The sequence below is a fragment of the Sphingobacterium griseoflavum genome (assembly GCF_014653155.1).
In the GTDB taxonomy this organism is placed as follows: domain Bacteria; phylum Bacteroidota; class Bacteroidia; order Sphingobacteriales; family Sphingobacteriaceae; genus Sphingobacterium; species Sphingobacterium griseoflavum.
In genome coordinates this window covers 169798-191139 of sequence record NZ_BNAF01000009.1, presented here as the reverse complement: position 1 = coordinate 191139, position 21342 = coordinate 169798, and the positions used below count along the sequence as shown (strand labels likewise).

Sequence of the window (21342 nt, the reverse complement as noted above, 5' to 3'; positions counted from 1 at the left end):
CCAACGGCCGGTTTCTTTATTTATTTTTTAAATATTTCTCCAAAAATTGATCCTGCTCCCATAACGTATGTAGAATATTCGCTTCGGACGTGTATCCATGTGCTTCGAAAGGTAGGAGCACCATGCGCACCGGCGCTCCCAAATTTTTGAGCGCTTGAAAGTAACGTTCGGTTTGCAGCGTAAACGTGCCGGGATTATTATCGGCAGCACCGTGAATCAGCAACATCGGTGTTTTCATTTTATCCGCATGCATAAAAGGCGACATCCCATTGTACACGTTGGGTACATCCCAGTAATTACGTTGCTCTCGTTGAAAGCCGAAGGGTGTCAACGTACGATTGTATGCCCCCGAACGAGCTATCCCCACGGCAAATAAATTGGAATGCGTTAATAGGTTGGCTGTCATAAACGCGCCGTAGGAGTGCCCACCTACCCCAACTTTGGTCCGATCGATGTAGCCAAGCGCATCGACCGCATCTATTGCTGCTTCACCGTTCGCCACTAATTGCTCAATAAATGTATCGTTGGGTTCCTCATCGCCCTCGCCGATAATTGGAAAAGCCGCATCGTCGAGCACAGCGTAACCTTTGGTTACCCAATAGACAAAAGAACCATAGGACGGATACGTGAAAGCATATGGGTTCGCTGTGCTTTGACCCGCAGTGCTTTTATCTTTATATTCGGTTGGATAAGCCCAGATCAACAGCGGCAGCTTTTCTTTCTTTGTTTTATCATACCCTGCTGGCAGATAAAGCGTTCCAGAAAGATCCACCCCATCTTTGCGTTTATAGTGTATTACTTCTTTCTGTACACCTGTCAATGATTTAAAAGGATTTTCCAATTGTGTCAGTGCACTGGCCTTACCTGTGCGCATATTGCGCACGTAATAATTGGGATAGTCGGTCGGCGACTGTACAGAAACTAAAATGGTATTTTTTTTGATATCCAAAATACGGCTTATGCTTTCCTTCTTTCCGTCCAGCTTAGCGGTATAGAGGCGCTTTTTCTTTAGGGAAGTTAAGTCTAGCTCGTCTACAAAAGGAAACTGCCCTTCTTTGGTATAACCATCACCTACCCAATAGCTTTTGTTATCCGCAACGAACATGACATAGGAGCCCCATTTATTTTTTGCGGTGTATACGTTTCCTGGATCGCTGTACACATCTTGTGAGTTTCGCGTTGAAATGATCTTTGTCGATTTTGTAGTAGGGTTCAACAGTATGGTCGTCTCATTCCGGGTATCATACCACCGGGTATAAACCAAAGCATGATTTTCATCGCCCCACAAAACACCGGCATAGCGATCTGCCAATTTCATCAACGAGGTTGCAGCGCTGGTAAATGGTACATCCCAAGAAAACAGTTCATCTCTGAATGGTGCTTTTTTCGACGCATCTCCACCGTCCAATGCCTCCACATACATGAGCGTGGCTGGCTTATCGTCACGCCAATTCAAACCTCTTTTGCCTGCTCTGGTAGACGAAAATCCTTTAGGTTGTACTTCGATTAGGGGCGTTTCATTTACGGTTTTGACCTTTTGCCTGGCTTCCACATCAAATACGATAGTTTCCTGCGGAAAATTATAATACGGAACTACATAAGAGAAAGGACGCTTTACCATGGTCAACAGCAAGTATTTCCCGTCCGGAGAGAAGGAACGCTGACTGTAGATGCCAGCATCGTGCACTTTTGTTTGCTGTCCGTTAAGGTCGATGGCATACAACTCGGCCTTCGTTAATGTTTCAAAATTGGACTCGTCTTGCGGGGTTTTCAATAAATCCTGATAGGTGCGCAACTGCGAAACCTGTCCGCCACTTGTCGAAACAATCGGTCCCGTGGGCAAGTCTTTACTACTATCTATCCACGCTGGACGGTCTACAGGCAGCGTTGCAACCAGTAACTTCGTACCATCTTTATACCATTGCACAGGGTTGCCCATACTGGCGTTCAACCGTGCATCCGAAAGTTTACGCGCCGTGGCGCTTGGTATATCAATAATCCATAACTCGGCACCATTTGCCGTGGTATGTGTGAAAGCCAGTTTCTTCGAATCTGGAGAAAAAAGCATGTGAGCTATACGTGGACTATCCGGAAGGCCTTGCACTTGCCTTTCTTCGGCAAGGCCAAAGTTCTTTATCTTGACGTTGTTTACATAGCTCGTCGCGCTCGCCATATTGGTCTGCGGATTGACGCGTAAACCACCCAAACGAACCTCTGGCGCGTTCAATTCGTCTAGACTCTTGTACGTACTTCGATAGGAAAGTATAATCCAGCTCTCATCTGGACTTATCATCACGGAAGGGGGTCTCTGGTAATCTGCTAGTTGCAAAATCTCGGCCGGAGGTTTTTGATAGGTAACATGCTCTTGTGCATAGATACTGGTACAAAAAGAAATAAATAAAAAAAAAGAAAAGCATTTCATCGTATTGGATTTTCGATACAAGGTAGCAATAATTAATAGGTAGGTGAAGATGCTAACAAGATTGTTATGGACGGCGATCTCCAATACATATTGCATCCAAAAATACTGTTAAAGTTAAGTCAAAAAAGTAGTAATTTTATACGTAAAAAGTGAGCGAAAAATACGGGATATTGCGCGCAAATTTCTAGCGATTATTTACGGTTTAAAGTTTTCAACATTCTTATCAAAAACTGTAAACCAACATTTTACAATAAAAAACAAGCAGAGAAGCGCATTTATTCTTTCAGTTTGAAGACCATGTGGAAAAGTATCATTAACAGGCCCAATTAAAATAGTGGATATTTGTTTCACTCTAAATGCAAGTCTGCTTTCGAGTCTCGTGTTTTAAACTTCTAGGATGTCATGCGCATCCGACACATAAACTTAACAACAACATGGCAAGAATCATTAAATTCGAAAAAAATGACTGTGCTCCATGCGCACAAGTGTCAGCTTACTTAGATAACAAAGGTATTGCATACGAAACAGTAAATCCATTTGATCAGCCGGATCTAGCAGCTAAGTTTCGTATCAGAACGGTACCAACGGTTCTTGTCCTAGATAATGAAGAAGTTCAACAACGCATTATCGGCTTTAAACCCGAAGAATTGGCACTGATTGCGTTATAAAAGTCCTCCATCCCGAAACAAAAATCGAGCGAGCAATGGTACACTTATATTACGATTCGAAGACTGGAAACGTTCAACGTTTTATCAACAAGGTGATTCAAATCACTGGCTGGCAAGCCCATAAAATTGAAGAGGGGCTTGCTGTGCAGGAAGCAGGACATTTGATTACCTTCACAACGAAATTAGGCTGCGTTCCAGAAAAAACACAGTCGTTTATGGATAGTTATGCAGGCAAGATTTTTTCTGTTACATCCAGCGGAAACAGAAATTGGGGCAGAAACTTTGGACGGGCAGCGGACAAGATATCGGAAGATTACGATGTGCCTTTGGCGATGAAATTTGAGCTTTCGGGCACCATGGAGGATATCAATCAATTTATTGACATTATTAAACACCAATACAATGATAGCAAACGAGGTAGCAAAAAATTGGATATTGCTTAACAATGAAATCATGATTAAGCATGATGACGAGTACAGCTTACATAAAGATAAAGAAGCTGTACGCGCCTATTTCCTAGAATACGTGAACAAAAACACGGTATTCTTTTACACACTGAAAGAGAAAGTCGACTATTTAATAGAGAACAACTATTACATCGATTTCTATCAGTCGTTCACTTTTGAGGAAATAGAACAGGTGTTTAATTTTGTATACGCGAAAAAATTCCGCTTCCAATCATTTATGGCCGCTTTCAAGTTTTTCCAAAGCTATGCCCTTCGCGATGACTCTGGAGAGAAGTTCTTGGAGCGCTACGAAGACCGTGTGGTGGCCGTTGCGCTTTTCCTAGCGCGCAAAGAAGGTGTACAAAAAGCTATCGAGTATGCCGAAATTATGATCAATCAAGAGTATCAGCCCGCTACCCCGACATTCTTGAATGCTGGCAAAAAACGTTCTGGAGAGTTAGTTTCTTGCTTTTTAGATGAGATTGGTGACAACCTGAACGGCATAGGATACGCGGTGGACTCGGCTATGAAACTATCGTCGATCGGCGGGGGTGTATCGTTCAACATCTCCAAGATCCGTGCACGTGGCGAAGCCATAAAGGGCGTGGAAGGTCGCGCCGGCGGCGTGCTTCCGATCATGAAAATCATGGAAGATACCTTCTCGTATGCCAATCAATTGGGCCAACGCCCTGGTGCTGGTGCCGTTTACCTCAATATCTTCCATTCGGATATCGAAGAATTCTTGGATTGTAAAAAAATCAATGTGGATGAGAAGGTGCGTATCAAATCTCTTTCGATCGGTATCATTGTTCCCGATAAATTTATGGAACTTGCCGAAAAAGACGAGGCTTGTTATTTGATTTATCCCCACACCGTCATGCAGGAATATGGTCAATATCTCGACGAGTTAGATATGGACAAGATGTACGACGAATTGATCACCAATCCGAACGTTAAAAAGAAAAAAATCAATGCACGCCATTTGCTGGTTCGGATAGCACAAACACAAAAAGAATCGGGTTATCCTTATATTTTCTTCAAAGAAAACACGAATAAGGCGCATGCGCTAAACGGGCTTGGAAAAGTTAAGTTTTCCAATTTATGCACGGAGATCATGCAAGTTTCCGAAGTTTCTGATATCAACATCTATGGGCAAGAAGATACCATCCGTTACGGAATTTCCTGTAATTTAGGTTCGTTGAACATCGCTACCGTAATGGACAACGGACGCATCAAGGAAACCGTTAAAACAGCCATGCGTGCATTGACGGTTGTTACAGATGTTACCAATATTGATATGGTTCCCTCTATTGCAAAAGCGAACAGGGAGCTGCACTCGGTCGGACTCGGAGCCATGAACCTTCACGGGTTCTTAGCAAAAAGCTTCATCATGTACGAATCTACAGAAGCGCTGGATTTTGCCAATACATTCTTTATGATGATGAATTATTATTCGCTCGAAGCATCTATGGAGATTGCCAAAGAACGAGGCAAAACATTTACAGGTTTTGAAAAATCAGCATATGCCGACGGTACATATTTTGATCGTTACACAGAACGCGAATATCAACCAACCACGGATAAGGTAAAAGAACTGTTTGAAGGCATCCACATTCCGACAAGCCAAGATTGGGAAAATTTAAAAGCACAAGTGAAAGAGCACGGTATTTACCACGCTTACCGCCTAGCCATTGCCCCTAATCAATCTACTTCCTACATCATGAATGCAACAGCTTCCGTGATGCCCGTCGTAGATATTATCGAAGTTCGCGAATATGGCGATAGTACCACCTATTACCCGATGCCATACCTGACAAATGACAATTACTTCTACTTTAAATCGGCTTATGACATGGATCAGTTTAAGGTATTGAAATTAATTTCCGTCATACAGCGTCATATCGATCAGGGTGTATCGACCATTTTGCACACCAATTCTAAAGACTCGACGCGCGACTTGGCTAAATATTATATTTATGCCCATAAAATCGGCCTGAAATCTTTGTATTACACCCGTACGCGCAAATCAACCGTAGAAGAGTGTATTTCTTGCTCGGCATAACGTGTCATGATTAAAAAGAAATAGTAAAACGAATAAGTCAAGCATAAAGGTTACGGATGTAACACGCGTAAAGGAGAAACCGATAACACCACTTATCTGCGTTTCTCCTTCCGTTTCTTCTCACAGAACACCTTTTTTACGACTCCAAAAAATGAATAAGCATGAGCAAACAATTTAGCGCCGTAAACTGGAACACACCAGATAACGATTACGTATTGATGTTTTGGGAACAGAATATCAAACAATTTTGGATCGATACCGAATATATCCCATCCAAAGATATTGACAGCTGGAAAGGCTTAAGCTGGGATATGAAAGAATGCTATAAAAAGGCTTTGGGAGGTTTAACCCTTTTGGACACCCTACAAAGCCATACTGGCATGCCGAAAATCATTGATCATATCGGATCCCTACAAAATAAAGCGGTTTTGTCTTATATGTGTATGATGGAAGCCATCCATGCAAAATCATATTCAACGATTTTTACGACGGTTTCTACGACCAATGAAATCAATGACGTATTTGGCTGGGTCAAAGAAAATAAATTCTTGCAGTACAAGGCGGCTACCATTGACAAATACTACAGGGCGATCGACAAAGAGCGCGTAACCGACGAAGAACTATTCATGGCACTAGCCGGATCAGTGTTATTGGAATCCTTTTTGTTTTATTCTGGCTTCTTCTTGCCCCTGTGGTTATGCGGACAGGGACAAATGGTGGCGTCGGCAGATATTATTAAAAAAATCGTAGCAGACGAGTCTATCCACGGTGTATTCGTTGGTTTAATCGCGCAAGAGGTCTACAGCCGCCTTCCAAACAAGGAAGAGGTGAAAGCACGTTTCCTGAACCTACTGAACGATCTATACGAAAATGAGTTGAAATATACCGAAGAGCTCTATACGGTAGTGGGATTGACAGCTGAAGTAAAGGAATATGTGCGCTACAATGGTAACAAAGCACTCATGAACCTCGGTTTCGACCCGATTTTTGAAGTTAAGCAGGTCAATCCTATTGTATTGAACGGTTTAAATACCGAAACCACACAACATGATTTTTTCTCGAAGAAGTCAACGAACTACGAAAAATCTATGGAAATTGTACACCTGAGAGACGACGATTTCAAAATGGAAGTGGCGATCGAAGTTTAACAACTAGATCTCCAGCGCTAATATATTTAAAAAGAGCTTCCTTTGTTGAAGCTCTTTTTTTATACCGTTGTTAACACGAAATGTTACACCTTGTTCCGATTTAGTTGGAAACAGCAGAATGGTTTGGACATCTGTTCGTGCTAATCCCAATGCACAAAACAAAAAAGAGCTGCAGGATATAATCCCGCAGCTCATCTTAAAATCTAGCTTTAGGATCAGCTAGTTTGTTTGATAACCTGTATTTTGGGTCAGGTTAGGGTTTCGCTGTAGCTCATCCAAAGAGATTGGGTATACTAAATCTGTCTCTTTGAAAATAGCACCCGAACCATTTGCTGCACCAACCAATGGCGTGAAGGTAACTTGGCCTTTTACGTCAGCTGAAATATTTGGAAACATGCCGGTCCGTAAACAATCATCCCACATTTTAAATTCCAAAGGTAATTCCCGTAAACGCTCTTTCCATACTTCTTGTACGAACTGATCGACCGACAAGCCTTGTAGTTGAGCGGTGATCTGTGCTACCGTTTCCCCTGTAGTGCTTGCGCGAGCTCTCACCTCCGCCAGGTGAGCTGCTGCCGAAGCAACGCCCGTGGTACGTGCTTTAACCTCCGCAGCTATTAACAAGGCTTCCGCATAGCGATAGATATTCCTATCTTTCGTAGATCGGCCCGTATTTAACAACGCATCCTCCTCGACAAAATACCATACGCCGGCGGTGTTACCCCCGTTCCAAGTCTTGCCATTGTCTGGATTGGTATATGTCCAATGGTAAAACTGCCTGGGTTGAATCCTCAAATCATCTGCCTCATACACATTGAGGAACCTATTTGTCGGACCATACACACGCTCGAAAATGGTGTACTTATCGAAGATAGCATTGGCAGATGCCGTAAAACCATATGTTGGCCATGATCCACCTGAGTTAGTCCCCTCATCAAATTCCATCGCATATATAGTTTCATCCAATAGATCCGAAGTACGCAAACTATTAAAGGCACTAAGGGTGTTCAAATCGGTATTCGGAGTTAACGAATGGCCCGACTGAAGCACAATATCAATGTAAGGCACGGCTTCGTCAAATTTGTTTTGCTGAAGGTATACATTAGCCAACGCCATTGCAGCTATATTTTTGTTCACACGACGTCCACTGCTATTGAAGATTGCTGCAGGCAAGGTTTCCACCGCAGCGATTAAATCGGATTCAATCACTTCATAAACTTCTTCCGGGGAGCTACGTGGCAAAAAGAAATCTTGATCCAAGCTTGCGTACTGATCAGTAGACAAAGGTAAACCTCCAAACATTTTTACCATGAAAAAGTAGTTAAAAGCCCGGAAGAATTTCGCCTCTCCGATTAATGTGGCTTTCAAATCATCAGGCATTGCGATGTTAGGAATATTTTTGATCGCACTATTGGCTATATTAATAGCTTGAAAAGCAGTACGCCAAATCTCATTCACCCTGTTAGAAACGATACGCGTATTTTGCTGTCTTGTTAACAGACGGGAGTATTGGTTGATCTGCTCCTGCCCTTCATAGCTATTTTCAAAATAGCCCGTTAACATGACTGGAATCGATGCAAACGGTCCTTGGTATGCACCGTTGGCATTTCCATAAAAAGTTGGTGCACCCAAACGGTACAACACATTGACGTTTTCATAAGCTTGCCCCTGCGTTTTGTAGTAGTCGTCTTCACCAACTTCACTTCTCGGATTTTCGTCTAAAAAATCTTTACAGGAACTCATGCACAACATAGTTGATAAACTAAGTCCTAATATGATATATTTAAAATTCATCTGTCTTTAGTATTAAAGGTTTAATTATAACGTTAGGTTCAAACCGAAGGTAAATGTCTTTGCTCGCGGATAAGAGAAGAACGTCACATTTTGTCCAAATTTATTTCCATCACCGGTAGACGTACTTTCAGGATCATATCCCTTAAAGTCTTTAGAAGTTATTAACCACGGGTTGTTCGCACTAGCATACACACGCAAACCAGAAATACCTAAACGTTGTGCCCACGACGAGTCGAACGAGTAACCTAGCTGAATCAGGTTGAAACGTAGGTATGAACCATCCACGATCCAAGAAGAATCAATACGTGTATCCTGACCAGCGTGACCACCATTAGTCAAGAATATAGCCTGTTGCATGGTGTTTGGATTTGAAGGGCTATAAGCATCCGTCAAAATTTCGCTCAAACCATTGGTGATACCAAAACGATCGTAAGTGGAATGATAAAATTGTTGCAATGTTTCTACACCATAGACAATCTGCATATCAACTGTCATATCAAAATTCTTGTAGTTGAATGTGTTGATAAAACTTCCTGACCAATCGGGAATGCCTTTCCCTAAAACTTCTTGATTTGCCGAGCGGTTTGGTCGACCAATCTGTTCTCTTGTTATAAGGCCATTTTCAAAGTCTTCTACTGTGAAAATGCCGTTACGACGGTAGCCATAGAAACTATTTAAGTTTTCCCCAACGCGAATAACACTGTTTGGACCAGATACAAAGCTATTTTGAAGAATATCTGCGTTATTGTTAGCCAATTGAACGACGCGATTCTGATTGTAGTTCATATTGATCGTAGATGTCCACTGGAAATTTTCATTACGAACAGGTGCTCCGCTGATCATAATATCAAAGCCTTTATTATTTACCGCACCAATATTCTGTGTTACGAACTCAAATCCGGATGCATTTGGAAGTGGCGCCTCCAGAAGCAAATCTGTTGTTCTACGATTGTAGTACGAGACATCAAAGTTCAAGCGATTTTGAAACAACCCTAATTCGAAACCACCATCGATCGTGGTTGTTTTCTCCCACTTCAAGTCGTCATTCCGTATGTTCCTTAAATAAGATGTTGGCATACGCGAACCGCCCAGCAGTTGGGTATTGTTAATGGCTCTACCAATAGATTGATAAGGTGCAATTTCGGAGTTACCGGTGATACCAATGCTACTGCGTAATTTCAGATTGTCTAACCAAGAGACATCTTGTAAGAATGATTCCTTAGATGCTACCCAAGCCAGACCCATAGATGGGAAGAAGCCGAACTTGTTATTCGCTCCGAAACGCGATGAACCATCATAACGACCTGTCACTGTAGCCGAATACTTATCATTTAATGTGTAAGCTGCACGCATAAAGTAAGAATTCATACCCCAACGTTCATAAGCAGATTCTGGTGCTTGCGGCAAAGAACCCGCCGCCATATTGTTCCATTTAAAGAAATCGCTGGTAAAGCCTTCTGTACGATTCATACTGAATTCGCGCTCGCGTCCTTGCCAAGATAAACCGGCTACCGCATTAATACGGTGATTATTAAATTGCTTATTGTAGCTCAAATAGGTTTCTTGCTGCCAGTAGAAGATATCTTCGTTTTCAATCTGTGCCCAACCGTTTGGACGAGAAATATTATGTAGCAATACGGAAGAATAGCCACGGTACAGTCTCCGTTGTTTATCTACACCATATTGGGTTTTCAAATCTAGGCCATCAGCCAAATGGAAAGTCAAGGCTGCATTACCAAAAATTTGCGTATTGGCACGCTGCCGTTCTTGTAGATCTAAGATAGCAACGGGATTGGACATCCCTTCGAAGCCTAAAACACCGTTGACCGTTGATGAGCCAGAAAAACTATACTGTCCGTCTGGTTGGTAAACAGGCAACCATGGTAACATCTCGATCATCGTACGACGTGCCTCTTGCCCACCGCCGTCTTCGGGTGTAAAACGACCGTAAGTATGATTCGCTGTTAAGTTTATACTTGTAGAAAGCCAATCTTTCACTTTCGAATCGTATGCCAATTTACCGTTCACACGTTTGTTGTAGGTGTTATTCACAACCCCTTGCTGATCGGTATAATTAATGAATGCACCCATCGAGGACTTTTCATCACCTTGTTGGATATTCAGCTGATGATTTTGAGAAACAACCGTACGCGTTGCTTCCCTTTGCCAATCGGTATCATACAATGGGTTCCCATTGGCATCAAAATAGTTTGGATCATTGAACCAATCTTTACGATCTAAAGACCAATTGTATTTATCAGGCATGTAGGTATTTTCATTTTCTAAACCGATCATAAAGGCTTGTACCCACTCTTCTGCGTTCAAGACATCCATGTAGCGTTGTGGAGAGCTCACACTGGCCGACCCTTGGTAACTTATGGTTCTACGTCCGTCTTTAGAACCTCGTTTTGTTGTAACCAAGATGACCCCGTTAGCACCACGTGCACCATAAATAGCCGCAGAAGAAGCGTCTTTCAATACTTCCATACGCTCAATATCATTCGGGTTCACCAAGTGAAAATTTTCCATCACCACGCCGTCCACGACATAAAGCGGGCTGGATGAAGAGTTGATCGAAGCAGTACCGCGGATCACCACGCGGTTGGCATACGCCCCCGGTTGGCTGGAGTTGGAATATACATTTACACCTGCTGCTTGTCCTCGCAAATTGTCCAGGGCACTGAAATTTTGATTTTTAATCATATCCTGCCCCTTTACCATAGAAATGGAACCGGTTACATCTGATTTGCGCATCGTACCATATCCTACCACCACGACTTCATCCAGCGATTCGCCATCTGCTGTTAACGGAAAGTCTACATTTGCCGTGCCTACGGGCAATTCCAACGACTTGTAGCCTATAAATGTCGCTACCAAAATTTGGCCTGCAGCGGCTTGGATGCTGTACGCACCACTTTCATCGGTTTGGGTCGCAGTCGTTGTGCCACGAACCGTAACGGTTGCCCCAGCGATAGGACTGCCCGTAGCCGCATCGGTAACGCGTCCTGAAACAGTTTGTTGTTTTGAAAAAGCGGTCGATGGGATAGGTTTTGAAGAATTGATATTGGCATAGGTAGAACCATAACTGGTCGCCAACATCACAAGGGAAAGCATACAGAGTTTCCCCTGGGATAGCTTTAGTTTGTCAATGTTCCACATAAATTTAATGTTTGTAAAGTATAGTTTAGCCGCACGATATACCAACTTTAATGCCGACCAACACTACCTTCACATAGGGAAAAGACAGTACATTGGTAGGTTTAAATTAGTATAACGTTAACACTAATTAACACATTTAGTTTGGGACCAAAAAACTTTTTGTGATTTTTATTACACATTTTAAACCTTTTAGCACCTTTGCTAAAACGATATTAGCACAAGGCAACATATCGTCAATACCGTTCAATCGGGTTCGTGCTGTTAGTAGGCTACCAAAACAGTTAGCAGTGAAACTATTTTTTGCTAAAACGTATAGACAGGTAAATGTCCGACCTTTTCGGGGCCGGACACGAATAATTCATCAATATGAGGGGAAACAATAGCTAGATATTACCCTTCCTCATTTCTTTCACGGCATAATCTGCTGCACGCGCGGAGAAGGCCATATAGGTGAGTGATGGATTTTGTGTTGACGTAGAGGTCATGCTGGCTCCATCCGTTATAAAAACATTAGGTACGGCATGCATCTGATTCCATTTATTCAGCACTGCCGTCTTCGGATCATTTCCCATGCGTGCGCCTCCCATCTCGTGGATATCTAACCCGGGCGGTTGCCAACGATCATCCCGACGGATATTTGTAAACCCAGCTTCCAGAAACATCTCTTCCATCGTATCGAGGTAATCCTTCTTCATCTTCGCGTCGTTATCGTCATAATCGATCGAAATTTTTAACAAAGGAATACCCCAGTCGTCGCGTTGTTGCGCATCCAATGCAACGTAACTGGCAGCTTTGGGAATAGTTTCCCCCATCATATGCGAGCCTACACCCCAATTGCCAAGTTGGGGGTTCAATAAGGATTTTTTCAACTCTTCTCCGAAACCGCTACGGTCAGAACTTGCAGACCGATAAGCACCAAAGCCAGCGGCATAACCGCGCAAATAATCGGTTTCCTGTTTATGCAGATTACGGAAACGTGGTATGTATCCGCCTCCGGCGGGATTCCGACCATCGGTCTTGAAATCCAACAGCCCGTCATATTCTCCATATATCCGCGCACTGTAGTTGTGAAAAGCCATATATTTACCTAACGTTTCACTATCGTTACCTAATCCGTTTGGAAAACGATTAGAGCGAGAATTCAGCAAAATCAAATTGGTATTGATCGCCGCTGCATTCACGAATATAAGCTTCGCGTAAAAGTCCATCTCCTCCTTGCTGTTGCGATCGATAACCTTCACGCCAATCGCCCGCCCCTTCGCTTCGTCATAGAGAATTGAATGCACAACCGAATCAGGCCTTAGGGTCATGTTCCCTGTCTTCGCCGCCCAAGGCAACGTTGAAGCATTCGAGCTGAAATATCCACCGAACGGGCAGCCCCTTTGGCAAAGTTTACGATTTTGGCATTGCGTACGCCCTTGCTGGATATGGATGGGCTGCGGTTTGGATATATGTGCACAGCGCGCAGAAATAACTTTACGTGCCGGATATTTGGATTCGACTTTCTGCTTAAAATACTTTTCCACCACATTGAGCGGATAGCCAGGCAAAAACTCGCCATCCGGCAATTCCGGTAAGCCGTCACGATCACCGGAGATACCTGCAAAACGCTCGACATAATCATACCAAGGCTTTAAATCTGCATAACGAATTGGCCAATCCACAGCAAATCCGTCGCGCGCAGGGCCTTCGAAGTCAAAGTCAGACCAACGCTGTGTTTGTCGCGCCCACAGCAAAGACTTCCCTCCTACCTGGTACCCCCTAATCCAGTCGAAGGGCTTATCCTGTAGGTATGGATGCTCCTTGTCCTTAACAAAAAAATGAGCAGCATCTTCATGAAACGCATAGCAGCGATTGACAATAGGGTTCTCCTGTCGAACCGCATATGGCATCTCTCCCCGATGTTCAAATTCCCAAGGATACATATTTGTCGTTGGGTAATCTTTCACATGCTGCACATCACGACCGCGCTCCAGCACCAAGGTCTTCAACCCCCGCTCGGTAAGCTCCTTTGCCGACCATCCACCGCTTATTCCCGACCCGATCACAATTGCGTCATACGTACGCGCCTTCTCCGAATCAATATTTAGATTTGCCATCCTTAACTATTTACTTTTACCGCTCCATCATATCGACCTGGAACTAATTCATAAATCAATTTATTCTTCATCACATACTCCGAATTCAGATAGCCTTGGACAGTACGTTCTTTTATCATCTTTGCAAAACCATCTTTTGGCCCAAGTTGCTGCATGTATGTAGCCGTTTCCGCGATGGACTTACCAGATAGGTCTTTGGCATCTTTAAGCCCTTTCAGAAAAAGTTCTTGGTCTTCTGGACTATGGCAATCGTCCACCATCTTCATCACAAATAAATGTAACTGGAGCGTTTTCGCACCCGGGCTATCCGTTTCCGGGATAATGGCTTCTACAATATCGGCAAGCAAAGCCTCATCGGAAGCGCTCATTTTGATATTGTTTAGTATAATAGAGGTCGCATTCCCATCCGTCGAGCAAGACGTGGCAATCATCATACCCCCTGCCAAAACAAACATCTGCTTGATGGCTGATCTTCTATCCATATCGTTGGTGTAATTAAGGTCTCTAATTTAATAATAATTATGCAATTCCACTCCGCCAGTCGACTAAAGCAACATTTCATTTACTTCAAATAAATTTTCCATCATGTAGTCTGCCGACGTCAGTCGAGCGCGTTCGACGGCTTGTCGAGACACTGCAACACAACGCAACCCAGCATCCTGGGCGGCACGTAGCCCTGTTGCGGTATCTTCCACCGCCAACAAGTTCACTGGAGCAAGTCCCATCAATTTTGTAGCCATCAAATAGGGTTCGGCATTGGGTTTGGCCTGGACGACTTTCTCCCGTGTGACGAAAAACTCAAAAAATCCCAGCAAACCATGGTGTCCTAAAACAGTGTCTACCGTCGTTTGGTAGCTAGACGTCACCAAACCAATGCGTTTCCCGGCCGCATGTAAGTTCTGTAAAATCTCCCGCGCAAAGGGCATCAGTGAAATCGTCCGCATATCCGCTCGCGCGTAAGCTGCCCGTGTCTCCTTCCACATAAAGGCTTCGGATGTCTCTATTCCCCAGTTTTTCTTAAGAAAATGTACATTGCGCGCCAGCGTATGACCGGCAAATAGCGCCAACCAATCCTCAAAAGTAATCGTCAGATCGAAATGCTCCGCCAATATTGGTTGCCAATTGCTATAGTAAAAATGTTCTGAATCTATTAATGTTCCGTCAAGATCAAAAAGGACGGCCTCTATTTGTTCCATCGCATAAATGTAACAGTAATTCACCAAACAAGAAAACCGGCAGCACACTTCGTACCTTTACCTCGTATAACGTACTTCCCAAATTAGCTTTAGATCGAGGCGCTTGTAAATGCCTATGTATTTTATTAAGTTTGTTAAACAACAAATCTAGCCGCATTTTTTTTAAACATCAAGCGATATCGTTTGTTAAAATAACGTAAAGAGGCCGCCGCGGCAACAACGGCCGGTACATAGCTATTAAAAAGATGAAAGTAATTGCAGTAGGGAGAAACTATATAGATCATGCGAAAGAACTAAATAACCCCGTGCCCTCGACGCCGGTAATTTTCATGAAGCCCGATACGGCCATCTTGAAAGACAACAAAGACTTCTATTATCCCGATTTTTCGAACGATATACATTATGAGGTCGAGATCGTGATCCGTATCTGCAATGAAGGCAAACATGTTTCCTCTAAATTTGCGCATAAATATTACGATGCTATCGGCTTGGGCATTGACTTCACTGCTAGGGATATACAAGCCGAGCATAAGAAACAAGGCTTACCTTGGGAGCTGGCCAAGGCCTTTGACCACTCTGCGGTAATTAGTCCGTTAGTACCGAAGGAAGATTTTACAGACATGAAGCAAATAGCCTTTTCCATGCTGAAGAACGGAGAGGTCGTGCAAGCGGGGAATACCCGAGATATGATTTTTGATTTTGAAACGCTTATCGTATTCATATCAAAATATATCACACTGCGCAAAGGGGACCTAATCTATACAGGTACGCCGGTGGGTGTAGGCCCCATAGCTATTGGTGACGCTTTCGAAGGACGCATTGCTGATCGAACCATGTTCACCTGTAACATCAAATAAACGTCTTAACCAGACATGAGTCAAGTCACCATGATCCACAAAACAAAGAGCAGATGAAGGTTTACGGAACTTTATTGATCTATATGGGTATGTTTTTCTTGGGGGCTGCCCAAGACAGCGATATCATCACCTCACGATCTTATCCGCAAGGCTATTTTAGGAATCCACTAAACATAGCGATGGATGCATCAGGAACTTTTGGAGAGCTTCGCTCTACACACTTCCACGCTGGCGACGATTATCGTACCCAGCAAAGAATCGGATTGCCGTTACATGCTGCGGCGGCAGGTTTCGTATCACGCGTCAGGGTACAAATTGGAGGTGGTGGAAATTCCGTGTACATCGACCACCCGAATGGATATACAACGGTATACCTTCATATGGATAGCTTTAACGACGCTTTGACGAACATCATCCGGGCCGAGCAGTACAAGCAAAAGCGCTTTGACGTGGACGTGACCGTTGCTCCCGAGCAGGTTAAACTGGCCAAAGGTCAGTTTATCGGCAAGGCCGGCAATACCGGAGGGTCTGCTGGTCCTCACTTGCATTTCGAGATCCGAGATACCAAAACACAGCACCCACTAAACCCCCAGCTTTTTGGCCTTCGGTTCAATGACAATTTTAAACCGACCATAAACAGCATGCTCGTTTATGACCTGAATGATGAACTTTTTAATGAGCATACGCCGAGACGTCCATTTCCAGCACAAATCATACAACAGGGGCGCTACGGATTAAGTTCAGGAAATCCGATCTCCGTGTCGGGAAAGTTTGGGCTAGGTATCAGCACTATCGACAGACATCGCGCGGGAGGATTCCAAAATGGCGTCTACTCTATCGAACTATTTCTTGATGGCAAGGCAATCTCTACCGTCCTGTTCGAGGAATTAGATTTCAATACATCGCGCGCCATACATTCCTATATCGACTACCCATACTGGAAAACGAAAAAAGCGAAGATTCAAAAGAGCTTTAAAGATCCCGGCAACCCCATAGAAATCTTCCATGTATTAAAGGATCGCGGTGTTATTGAACTAACGGACAACGCGGTGCACGATATCAAGTATGTCGTTAAGGACGTTCGCGGAAATTGTAGCGAGCTTAACTTCCAAATAAAGAACATCGCCAAGCCCAATACCACCATCGCGAGCAGGAGAGGCATACAGCTGTTTAGCTGGGATAGAGCGAACACCTTCGAACGAAATGACATCCAGCTCCACATGCCTAAGGGTGTGCTGTATGACGACCTAGACTTTGAGTATGCGACGTCTGCACAGCCTACAGGCGGTTATTCGCTAACCCACGCTGTACATAATAGTTTTATCCCACTATTTTCCACGTTTACGCTCCGCATAAAGCCAACAAATCTTCCCCAGCACTTGCAAGACAAAGCGCTGATTGCTTCCGTAGAAAATGGTTCCGAAGGTGGCAAATTCGAAAATGGATATGTAACGGTCAATACACGAAACTTCGGACGTTTCTATATTGCCGTAGACACCATAGCACCTACGATTCTCCCTCGAAATTTCAGCAACGGCAAACATATCGGCGGGCAGGCCAAGATTGATTTCACGATCCGAGACAACTTTTCGGGCATACAATCCTTTCATGCATACATCGACGATCAATGGGTATTGATGGAATACGACTCGAAAAATCGACATCTATGGCATCGATTCGATCCGAACTTGGCTAAAGGTTCGCATCGATTTAAATTAGTGGTTACCGATTGGAAAGACAACGAAAAGGTATACGAGGCATCATTTACTAAATAAAACGACAAGAATGACGATCAACAGGATCTACACTTGATCCTTCTCAATCCGGTCAACAAAATAAAAATTACGATTATGGCAGAATTAAATGTGGGCGATAAAGCACCAGCACTTCGTGCAAAAAACCAAAATGGAGAAACGGTGGAGCTGTCTTCCTTTCTTGGAAAGAAAGTAATCCTTTATTTTTACCCAAAAGACAATACTCCGGGATGTACAACTGAGGCATGCAACTTTCGCGATAACTACCAGTCCTTGTTAAAGGACGGTTTCGAAGTTATCGGTGTAAGCATAGACAGCGAACAGTCCCATCAAAAGTTTATCAGCAAGTTCGACCTCCCCTTTCATCTGTTGGCAGATGTCGATCAAAAAATTGTTGAGGATTACGGCGTATGGGTGGAAAAAAACATGTACGGAAAGAAATATATGGGTACGGCACGTACAACCTTCATCATCGATGAAAATGGTGTAATAGCGCATATCATCAAAAAGGTAGACAATAAAAACGCTAGTCAGCAGGTTCGCGATCTGTACAAGGGCTAAAACAAACCTAACGCGTTTCGTAAATACTGCAGGTTGCCGCACATATCTAATTACTAATTTTTATATTTGCCTCTTATGAGTAAGCAAACAGACGATTTTTTTAAAAATATAATTGGACACGCCAAAGAGTATGGTTTCGTATTTCCATCAAGTGAAATATATGATGGCTTAAGTGCCGTCTACGATTATGGACAATTGGGGTCCGAATTGAAGAACAACTTAAAGACCTATTGGTGGAAATCCATGGTGCAGTTGCATGAGAATATTGTGGGGATCGATGCCGCAATTTTTATGCACCCAACTACGTGGAAGGCTTCAGGGCATGTGGACGGGTTTAATGATCCTATGATCGACAACAAAGACTCCAAAAAACGCTACCGTGCAGACCAACTTATCGAAGACAAAATAGACCGTTACGAAAAAGATGGCAAAACAGATAAGGCAGCGCAACTTCAGCAAGATCTCGATGCGGCACTGAATGCGGACGACTTGGCTCGCCTGAAAACAATTATTGAAGACCATAATATCGTATGCCCCATATCTGGCACGAAAAACTGGACCGACGTACGTCAGTTTAACCTGATGTTTGCTACGCAAATGGGTGCAATGGCTGACGGCGCAGAGCAGGTTTACTTACGGCCTGAAACCGCACAAGGTATCTTCGTAAATTTCCTGAATGTGCAAAAAACCGGTCGTATGAAAATCCCTTTCGGGATTGCTCAGATTGGAAAGGCATTCCGGAATGAAGTAATTGCACGTCAATTTATCATGCGTATGCGCGAGTTTGAGCAAATGGAAATGCAATTCTTCGTACGCCCGGGCTCCGAGCTGGAGTGGTACTCGAAATGGAAAGAAACACGCTTAAAATGGCACCTGGCACTAGGATCTGATCCTGCAAAATATCGTTATCACGATCACGCCAAGCTAGCACATTATGCTAACGCAGCTGTGGATATTGAATTTAAATTTCCTTTTGGATTCAAAGAGGTAGAAGGCATCCATTCACGCACAGACTTTGATTTGAAACAACATCAGGCCTTTTCGAAAAAGAAGATGCAGTATTTCGATCCAGAGATCAATCAAAACTATATTCCTTATGTAATCGAAACGTCTATTGGCTTAGATCGCCTATTCTTAACCGTTTTGGCAAATTCATTGGTTGAGGAAGATTTATCGACCACCGACAAACAAGATTCACGTGTTGTGCTTAAATTTCATCCAGCGATTGCGCCTGTCAAAGCGGCAATATTACCCCTTACCAAAAAAGATGGGCTTCCGGAAAAAGCACGCGAAATCATGACCAAGCTTAAATTTGATTTCAATGTACAGTATGACGAAAAGGACGCCATTGGAAAACGTTACCGCCGTCAAGATGCAATTGGAACGCCGTTTTGTATCACCGTGGACTACCAAACGTTAACGGATAATACCGTCACGATACGTCACCGAGATAGCATGGAACAAGAACGCGTGTCGGCCGCTGATCTCGATAAGATTATAGGTAATTTAGTGAGCTGGACCAGCCTTTTGGAAAAGCTCGTTTAATAATAAGACGTCCTGCTTGCTGCCCACCCGTCGGCAGCAGCAGGACATCGTGTTTCAACCCCATTTTAATAGGATCGAGATCTAAGCCGCGAAAGGGCTACATCAAAAACTGATGATATCGTGTCCATCCCAGTCTTCCTTAAACAGAATCGAAAACGAAGAACCCGTCCCAGTATCACCCAACAAAGGCCCGCGAAATACCAGTTGCATATTATTTCGAATGGCACTTGTTAGCTCAAAAGTTCGCAACAAGGTGTCTACACGACTGTAAACGTCGATTCTATAAGCTATATCAAACGGTTCCATCACGTTTCCGATAAACTGATTGAAGAAGATAGTTTTATCCCCTGACATAAATGTTGGAAAGATCACAATCTGGGATTGATCCAAAATGGGATTGGCTAACGTGCGGTTGAACGGAGCATAAAATTCCGGTTCATGCATTCTCCTGATCACAATTTTTCCAACAGATGTTAGATCGCCCGGATCTGTAAATTCGAATTTGATCTGGCTAAAATAGCGCTTGAGTATCAGTTCACGCTCCATGTGGCCAGAGACCGTAAATGTATCTAAAAGCCCAAAGACACGCGCAGTGTAGTTAGCAAAACGATTGCCGACATACCAGTTCGAAAACGATGGTGCGGAAGGTAAAACAAGCGTGCTGTCAGATTCATTGGCAACAAAAGAAACAATATATCTGCCGAGAGGAAGCGAAAGCGAAAAGTCCGTTAAGTTCTCGACAGCGTAGTCATAGGTACCAAAGGTAATCAGATCTTTGTTTTCGGCATCAAAAACGTGATAATGCAACGCTTTGACGCTGCTAGCTTCTGAAACACCTTTCTCCCCTGTCAACCGGATGTTATCCAACTTAATAACACCTGTAGAGGCGCGGTAATCACTGGCTTCACCACGAAAACCTGCTTTCGGGATTATTTTTATATATAAATCGCGACGCTTATCCAGTTCAACATCTTGCAAAGAAAAAACAAACGTATTCTTCGCGTGAGCCGTATTTGTGTTACTAAACTGATTGTCTTCAGAAAGTAAGGTATAATCCTGTCCATTCTGTCCATAAGATAGGGAGAAGGATTTTGGCCCTGTCCCTGAAGATCCCATATCTAGGCCAAAGTCTTGGACAGCGGTGATCCCCTCGAGCGGGATTTTCAACAAAATTTCGTTGGCTCCTGTGATGGTTAGCCCGAAACCGGCGGTGTAGCTCTCGAAGCTCCAGCCTCCTGCAAATGAAAAGGGAGTAAGCCCTTGATTGTAAGTCAATGTCGCTCCTTCCGTCGCAAATATATCAGGCTCAAGTGTCCCTTGATTAAACGACCAAAAGTAGACAAAGTCCCCCTCTGCTGCACGAAGGCCGTTCATCATACCCCTCTTTTTGGCCTGAGCCAACTGTGTCCGTTGGTTATTCTTTAACTCGCGGATAGTCTGATCAAATTCCTTGAACTTGACCGCAACCGTATAGCTTTCCCTCATGTCATCATCTGGATAGGTTTCCCGCTGACAGGAACAGGCATAGATGATGAACAACAATGAAAAGCCATACCAAAACATGTAGGTAAAATTTTTCATAATACGCCGAGCAAGTTTTAATCGGTAAGGCTAAGATAGATCAAAAAAGA

15 protein-coding genes are annotated in these 21342 nt (G+C 43.5%); 8 read left to right on the top strand and 7 right to left on the bottom strand.

Going from position 1 to position 21342, the window contains the following annotated elements:
* Positions 1-16: 16 nt before the first annotated feature.
* Positions 17-2518 (bottom strand): alpha/beta hydrolase family protein, encoded by a 2502-nt coding sequence (locus tag IE165_RS13150; RefSeq protein ID WP_229826553.1) that lies wholly within the window; start codon positions 2516-2518, stop codon positions 17-19.
* 338 nt (positions 2519-2856) lie between these two features.
* Between IE165_RS13150 and IE165_RS13145 the strand changes: the two genes are divergently transcribed.
* From IE165_RS13145 to nrdF, 4 genes are all read left to right on the top strand, one after another.
* On the top strand, positions 2857-3090 hold the full coding sequence (locus IE165_RS13145; protein WP_189627091.1) for a thioredoxin family protein: 234 nt from the start codon (positions 2857-2859) through the stop codon (positions 3088-3090).
* A 35-nt stretch (positions 3091-3125) separates the two neighbouring features.
* Complete coding sequence (nrdI, locus tag IE165_RS13140; RefSeq protein WP_189627090.1) at positions 3126-3533, top strand: class Ib ribonucleoside-diphosphate reductase assembly flavoprotein NrdI; 408 nt, start codon at positions 3126-3128, stop codon at positions 3531-3533.
* The gene (gene nrdE / locus IE165_RS13135; RefSeq protein ID WP_189627089.1) at positions 3493-5598 is read left to right on the top strand and encodes a class 1b ribonucleoside-diphosphate reductase subunit alpha; all 2106 of its coding nucleotides are present in this window, start codon (positions 3493-3495) and stop codon (positions 5596-5598) included. Before nrdI ends, nrdE begins: the two co-directional genes overlap by 41 nt.
* A gap of 161 nt (positions 5599-5759) precedes the next feature.
* Positions 5760-6746 (top strand): class 1b ribonucleoside-diphosphate reductase subunit beta, encoded by a 987-nt coding sequence (gene nrdF / locus IE165_RS13130; protein ID WP_189627088.1) that lies wholly within the window; start codon positions 5760-5762, stop codon positions 6744-6746.
* A 219-nt stretch (positions 6747-6965) separates the two neighbouring features.
* On the opposite strand, the gene IE165_RS13125 is transcribed toward nrdF, so the two are convergent.
* From IE165_RS13125 to IE165_RS13105, 5 genes are all read right to left on the bottom strand, one after another.
* Positions 6966-8489 carry a RagB/SusD family nutrient uptake outer membrane protein gene (locus IE165_RS13125; RefSeq protein ID WP_229826552.1) on the bottom strand — a complete coding sequence of 508 codons (1524 nt, stop codon included), beginning with the start codon at positions 8487-8489 and terminating at the stop codon, positions 6966-6968.
* Positions 8490-8564: 75 nt separating this feature from the next.
* On the bottom strand, positions 8565-11699 hold the full coding sequence (locus tag IE165_RS13120) for a SusC/RagA family TonB-linked outer membrane protein (RefSeq protein ID WP_189627086.1): 3135 nt from the start codon (positions 11697-11699) through the stop codon (positions 8565-8567).
* Positions 11700-12082: 383 nt separating this feature from the next.
* Positions 12083-13798, bottom strand: a complete 1716-nt coding sequence (locus IE165_RS13115) for a GMC oxidoreductase (RefSeq protein ID WP_189627085.1) — start codon at positions 13796-13798, stop codon at positions 12083-12085.
* A 2-nt stretch (positions 13799-13800) separates the two neighbouring features.
* Positions 13801-14280, bottom strand: a complete 480-nt coding sequence (locus IE165_RS13110; protein WP_189627084.1) for a gluconate 2-dehydrogenase subunit 3 family protein — start codon at positions 14278-14280, stop codon at positions 13801-13803.
* Positions 14281-14343: 63 nt separating this feature from the next.
* On the bottom strand, positions 14344-14994 hold the full coding sequence (locus tag IE165_RS13105) for an HAD family hydrolase (protein ID WP_189627083.1): 651 nt from the start codon (positions 14992-14994) through the stop codon (positions 14344-14346).
* A 245-nt stretch (positions 14995-15239) separates the two neighbouring features.
* Between IE165_RS13105 and IE165_RS13100 the strand changes: the two genes are divergently transcribed.
* The 4 genes from IE165_RS13100 to IE165_RS13085 all read left to right on the top strand — a co-directional run bounded on the left by IE165_RS13100 (position 15240) and on the right by IE165_RS13085 (position 19711).
* The gene (locus IE165_RS13100; RefSeq protein ID WP_189627082.1) at positions 15240-15851 is read left to right on the top strand and encodes a fumarylacetoacetate hydrolase family protein; all 612 of its coding nucleotides are present in this window, start codon (positions 15240-15242) and stop codon (positions 15849-15851) included.
* 53 nt (positions 15852-15904) lie between these two features.
* Positions 15905-17626, top strand: coding sequence for a M23 family metallopeptidase (locus tag IE165_RS13095; RefSeq protein WP_189627081.1), 1722 nt, complete (start codon positions 15905-15907; stop codon positions 17624-17626).
* Between the two features lie 75 nt (positions 17627-17701).
* Complete coding sequence (gene bcp, locus IE165_RS13090; RefSeq protein WP_189627080.1) at positions 17702-18166, top strand: thioredoxin-dependent thiol peroxidase; 465 nt, start codon at positions 17702-17704, stop codon at positions 18164-18166.
* Between the two features lie 75 nt (positions 18167-18241).
* The gene (locus IE165_RS13085; protein WP_189627079.1) at positions 18242-19711 is read left to right on the top strand and encodes a glycine--tRNA ligase; all 1470 of its coding nucleotides are present in this window, start codon (positions 18242-18244) and stop codon (positions 19709-19711) included.
* A gap of 102 nt (positions 19712-19813) precedes the next feature.
* Here IE165_RS13085 and IE165_RS13080 read toward each other — a convergent pair whose 3' ends face one another.
* On the bottom strand, positions 19814-21292 hold the full coding sequence (locus tag IE165_RS13080; protein ID WP_189627078.1) for a hypothetical protein: 1479 nt from the start codon (positions 21290-21292) through the stop codon (positions 19814-19816).
* Positions 21293-21342 lie beyond the last annotated feature (50 nt).

Coding starts and splice junctions, on each gene's coding strand:
- IE165_RS13085 (WP_189627079.1), top strand. CDS start 18,242: ATGAGTAAGCAAACAGACGATTTTTTTAAAAATATAATTGGACACGCC.
- IE165_RS13110 (WP_189627084.1), bottom strand. CDS start 14,280: ATGGATAGAAGATCAGCCATCAAGCAGATGTTTGTTTTGGCAGGGGGT.
- nrdE (WP_189627089.1), top strand. CDS start 3,493: ATGATAGCAAACGAGGTAGCAAAAAATTGGATATTGCTTAACAATGAA.
- IE165_RS13125 (WP_229826552.1), bottom strand. CDS start 8,489: ATGAGTTCCTGTAAAGATTTTTTAGACGAAAATCCGAGAAGTGAAGTT.
- IE165_RS13145 (WP_189627091.1), top strand. CDS start 2,857: ATGGCAAGAATCATTAAATTCGAAAAAAATGACTGTGCTCCATGCGCA.
- IE165_RS13150 (WP_229826553.1), bottom strand. CDS start 2,518: ATGCAATATGTATTGGAGATCGCCGTCCATAACAATCTTGTTAGCATC.
- IE165_RS13080 (WP_189627078.1), bottom strand. CDS start 21,292: ATGAAAAATTTTACCTACATGTTTTGGTATGGCTTTTCATTGTTGTTC.
- nrdI (WP_189627090.1), top strand. CDS start 3,126: ATGGTACACTTATATTACGATTCGAAGACTGGAAACGTTCAACGTTTT.
- IE165_RS13100 (WP_189627082.1), top strand. CDS start 15,240: ATGAAAGTAATTGCAGTAGGGAGAAACTATATAGATCATGCGAAAGAA.
- bcp (WP_189627080.1), top strand. CDS start 17,702: ATGGCAGAATTAAATGTGGGCGATAAAGCACCAGCACTTCGTGCAAAA.
- IE165_RS13095 (WP_189627081.1), top strand. CDS start 15,905: ATGAAGGTTTACGGAACTTTATTGATCTATATGGGTATGTTTTTCTTG.
- IE165_RS13115 (WP_189627085.1), bottom strand. CDS start 13,798: ATGGCAAATCTAAATATTGATTCGGAGAAGGCGCGTACGTATGACGCA.
- IE165_RS13120 (WP_189627086.1), bottom strand. CDS start 11,699: ATGTGGAACATTGACAAACTAAAGCTATCCCAGGGGAAACTCTGTATG.
- nrdF (WP_189627088.1), top strand. CDS start 5,760: ATGAGCAAACAATTTAGCGCCGTAAACTGGAACACACCAGATAACGAT.
- IE165_RS13105 (WP_189627083.1), bottom strand. CDS start 14,994: ATGGAACAAATAGAGGCCGTCCTTTTTGATCTTGACGGAACATTAATA.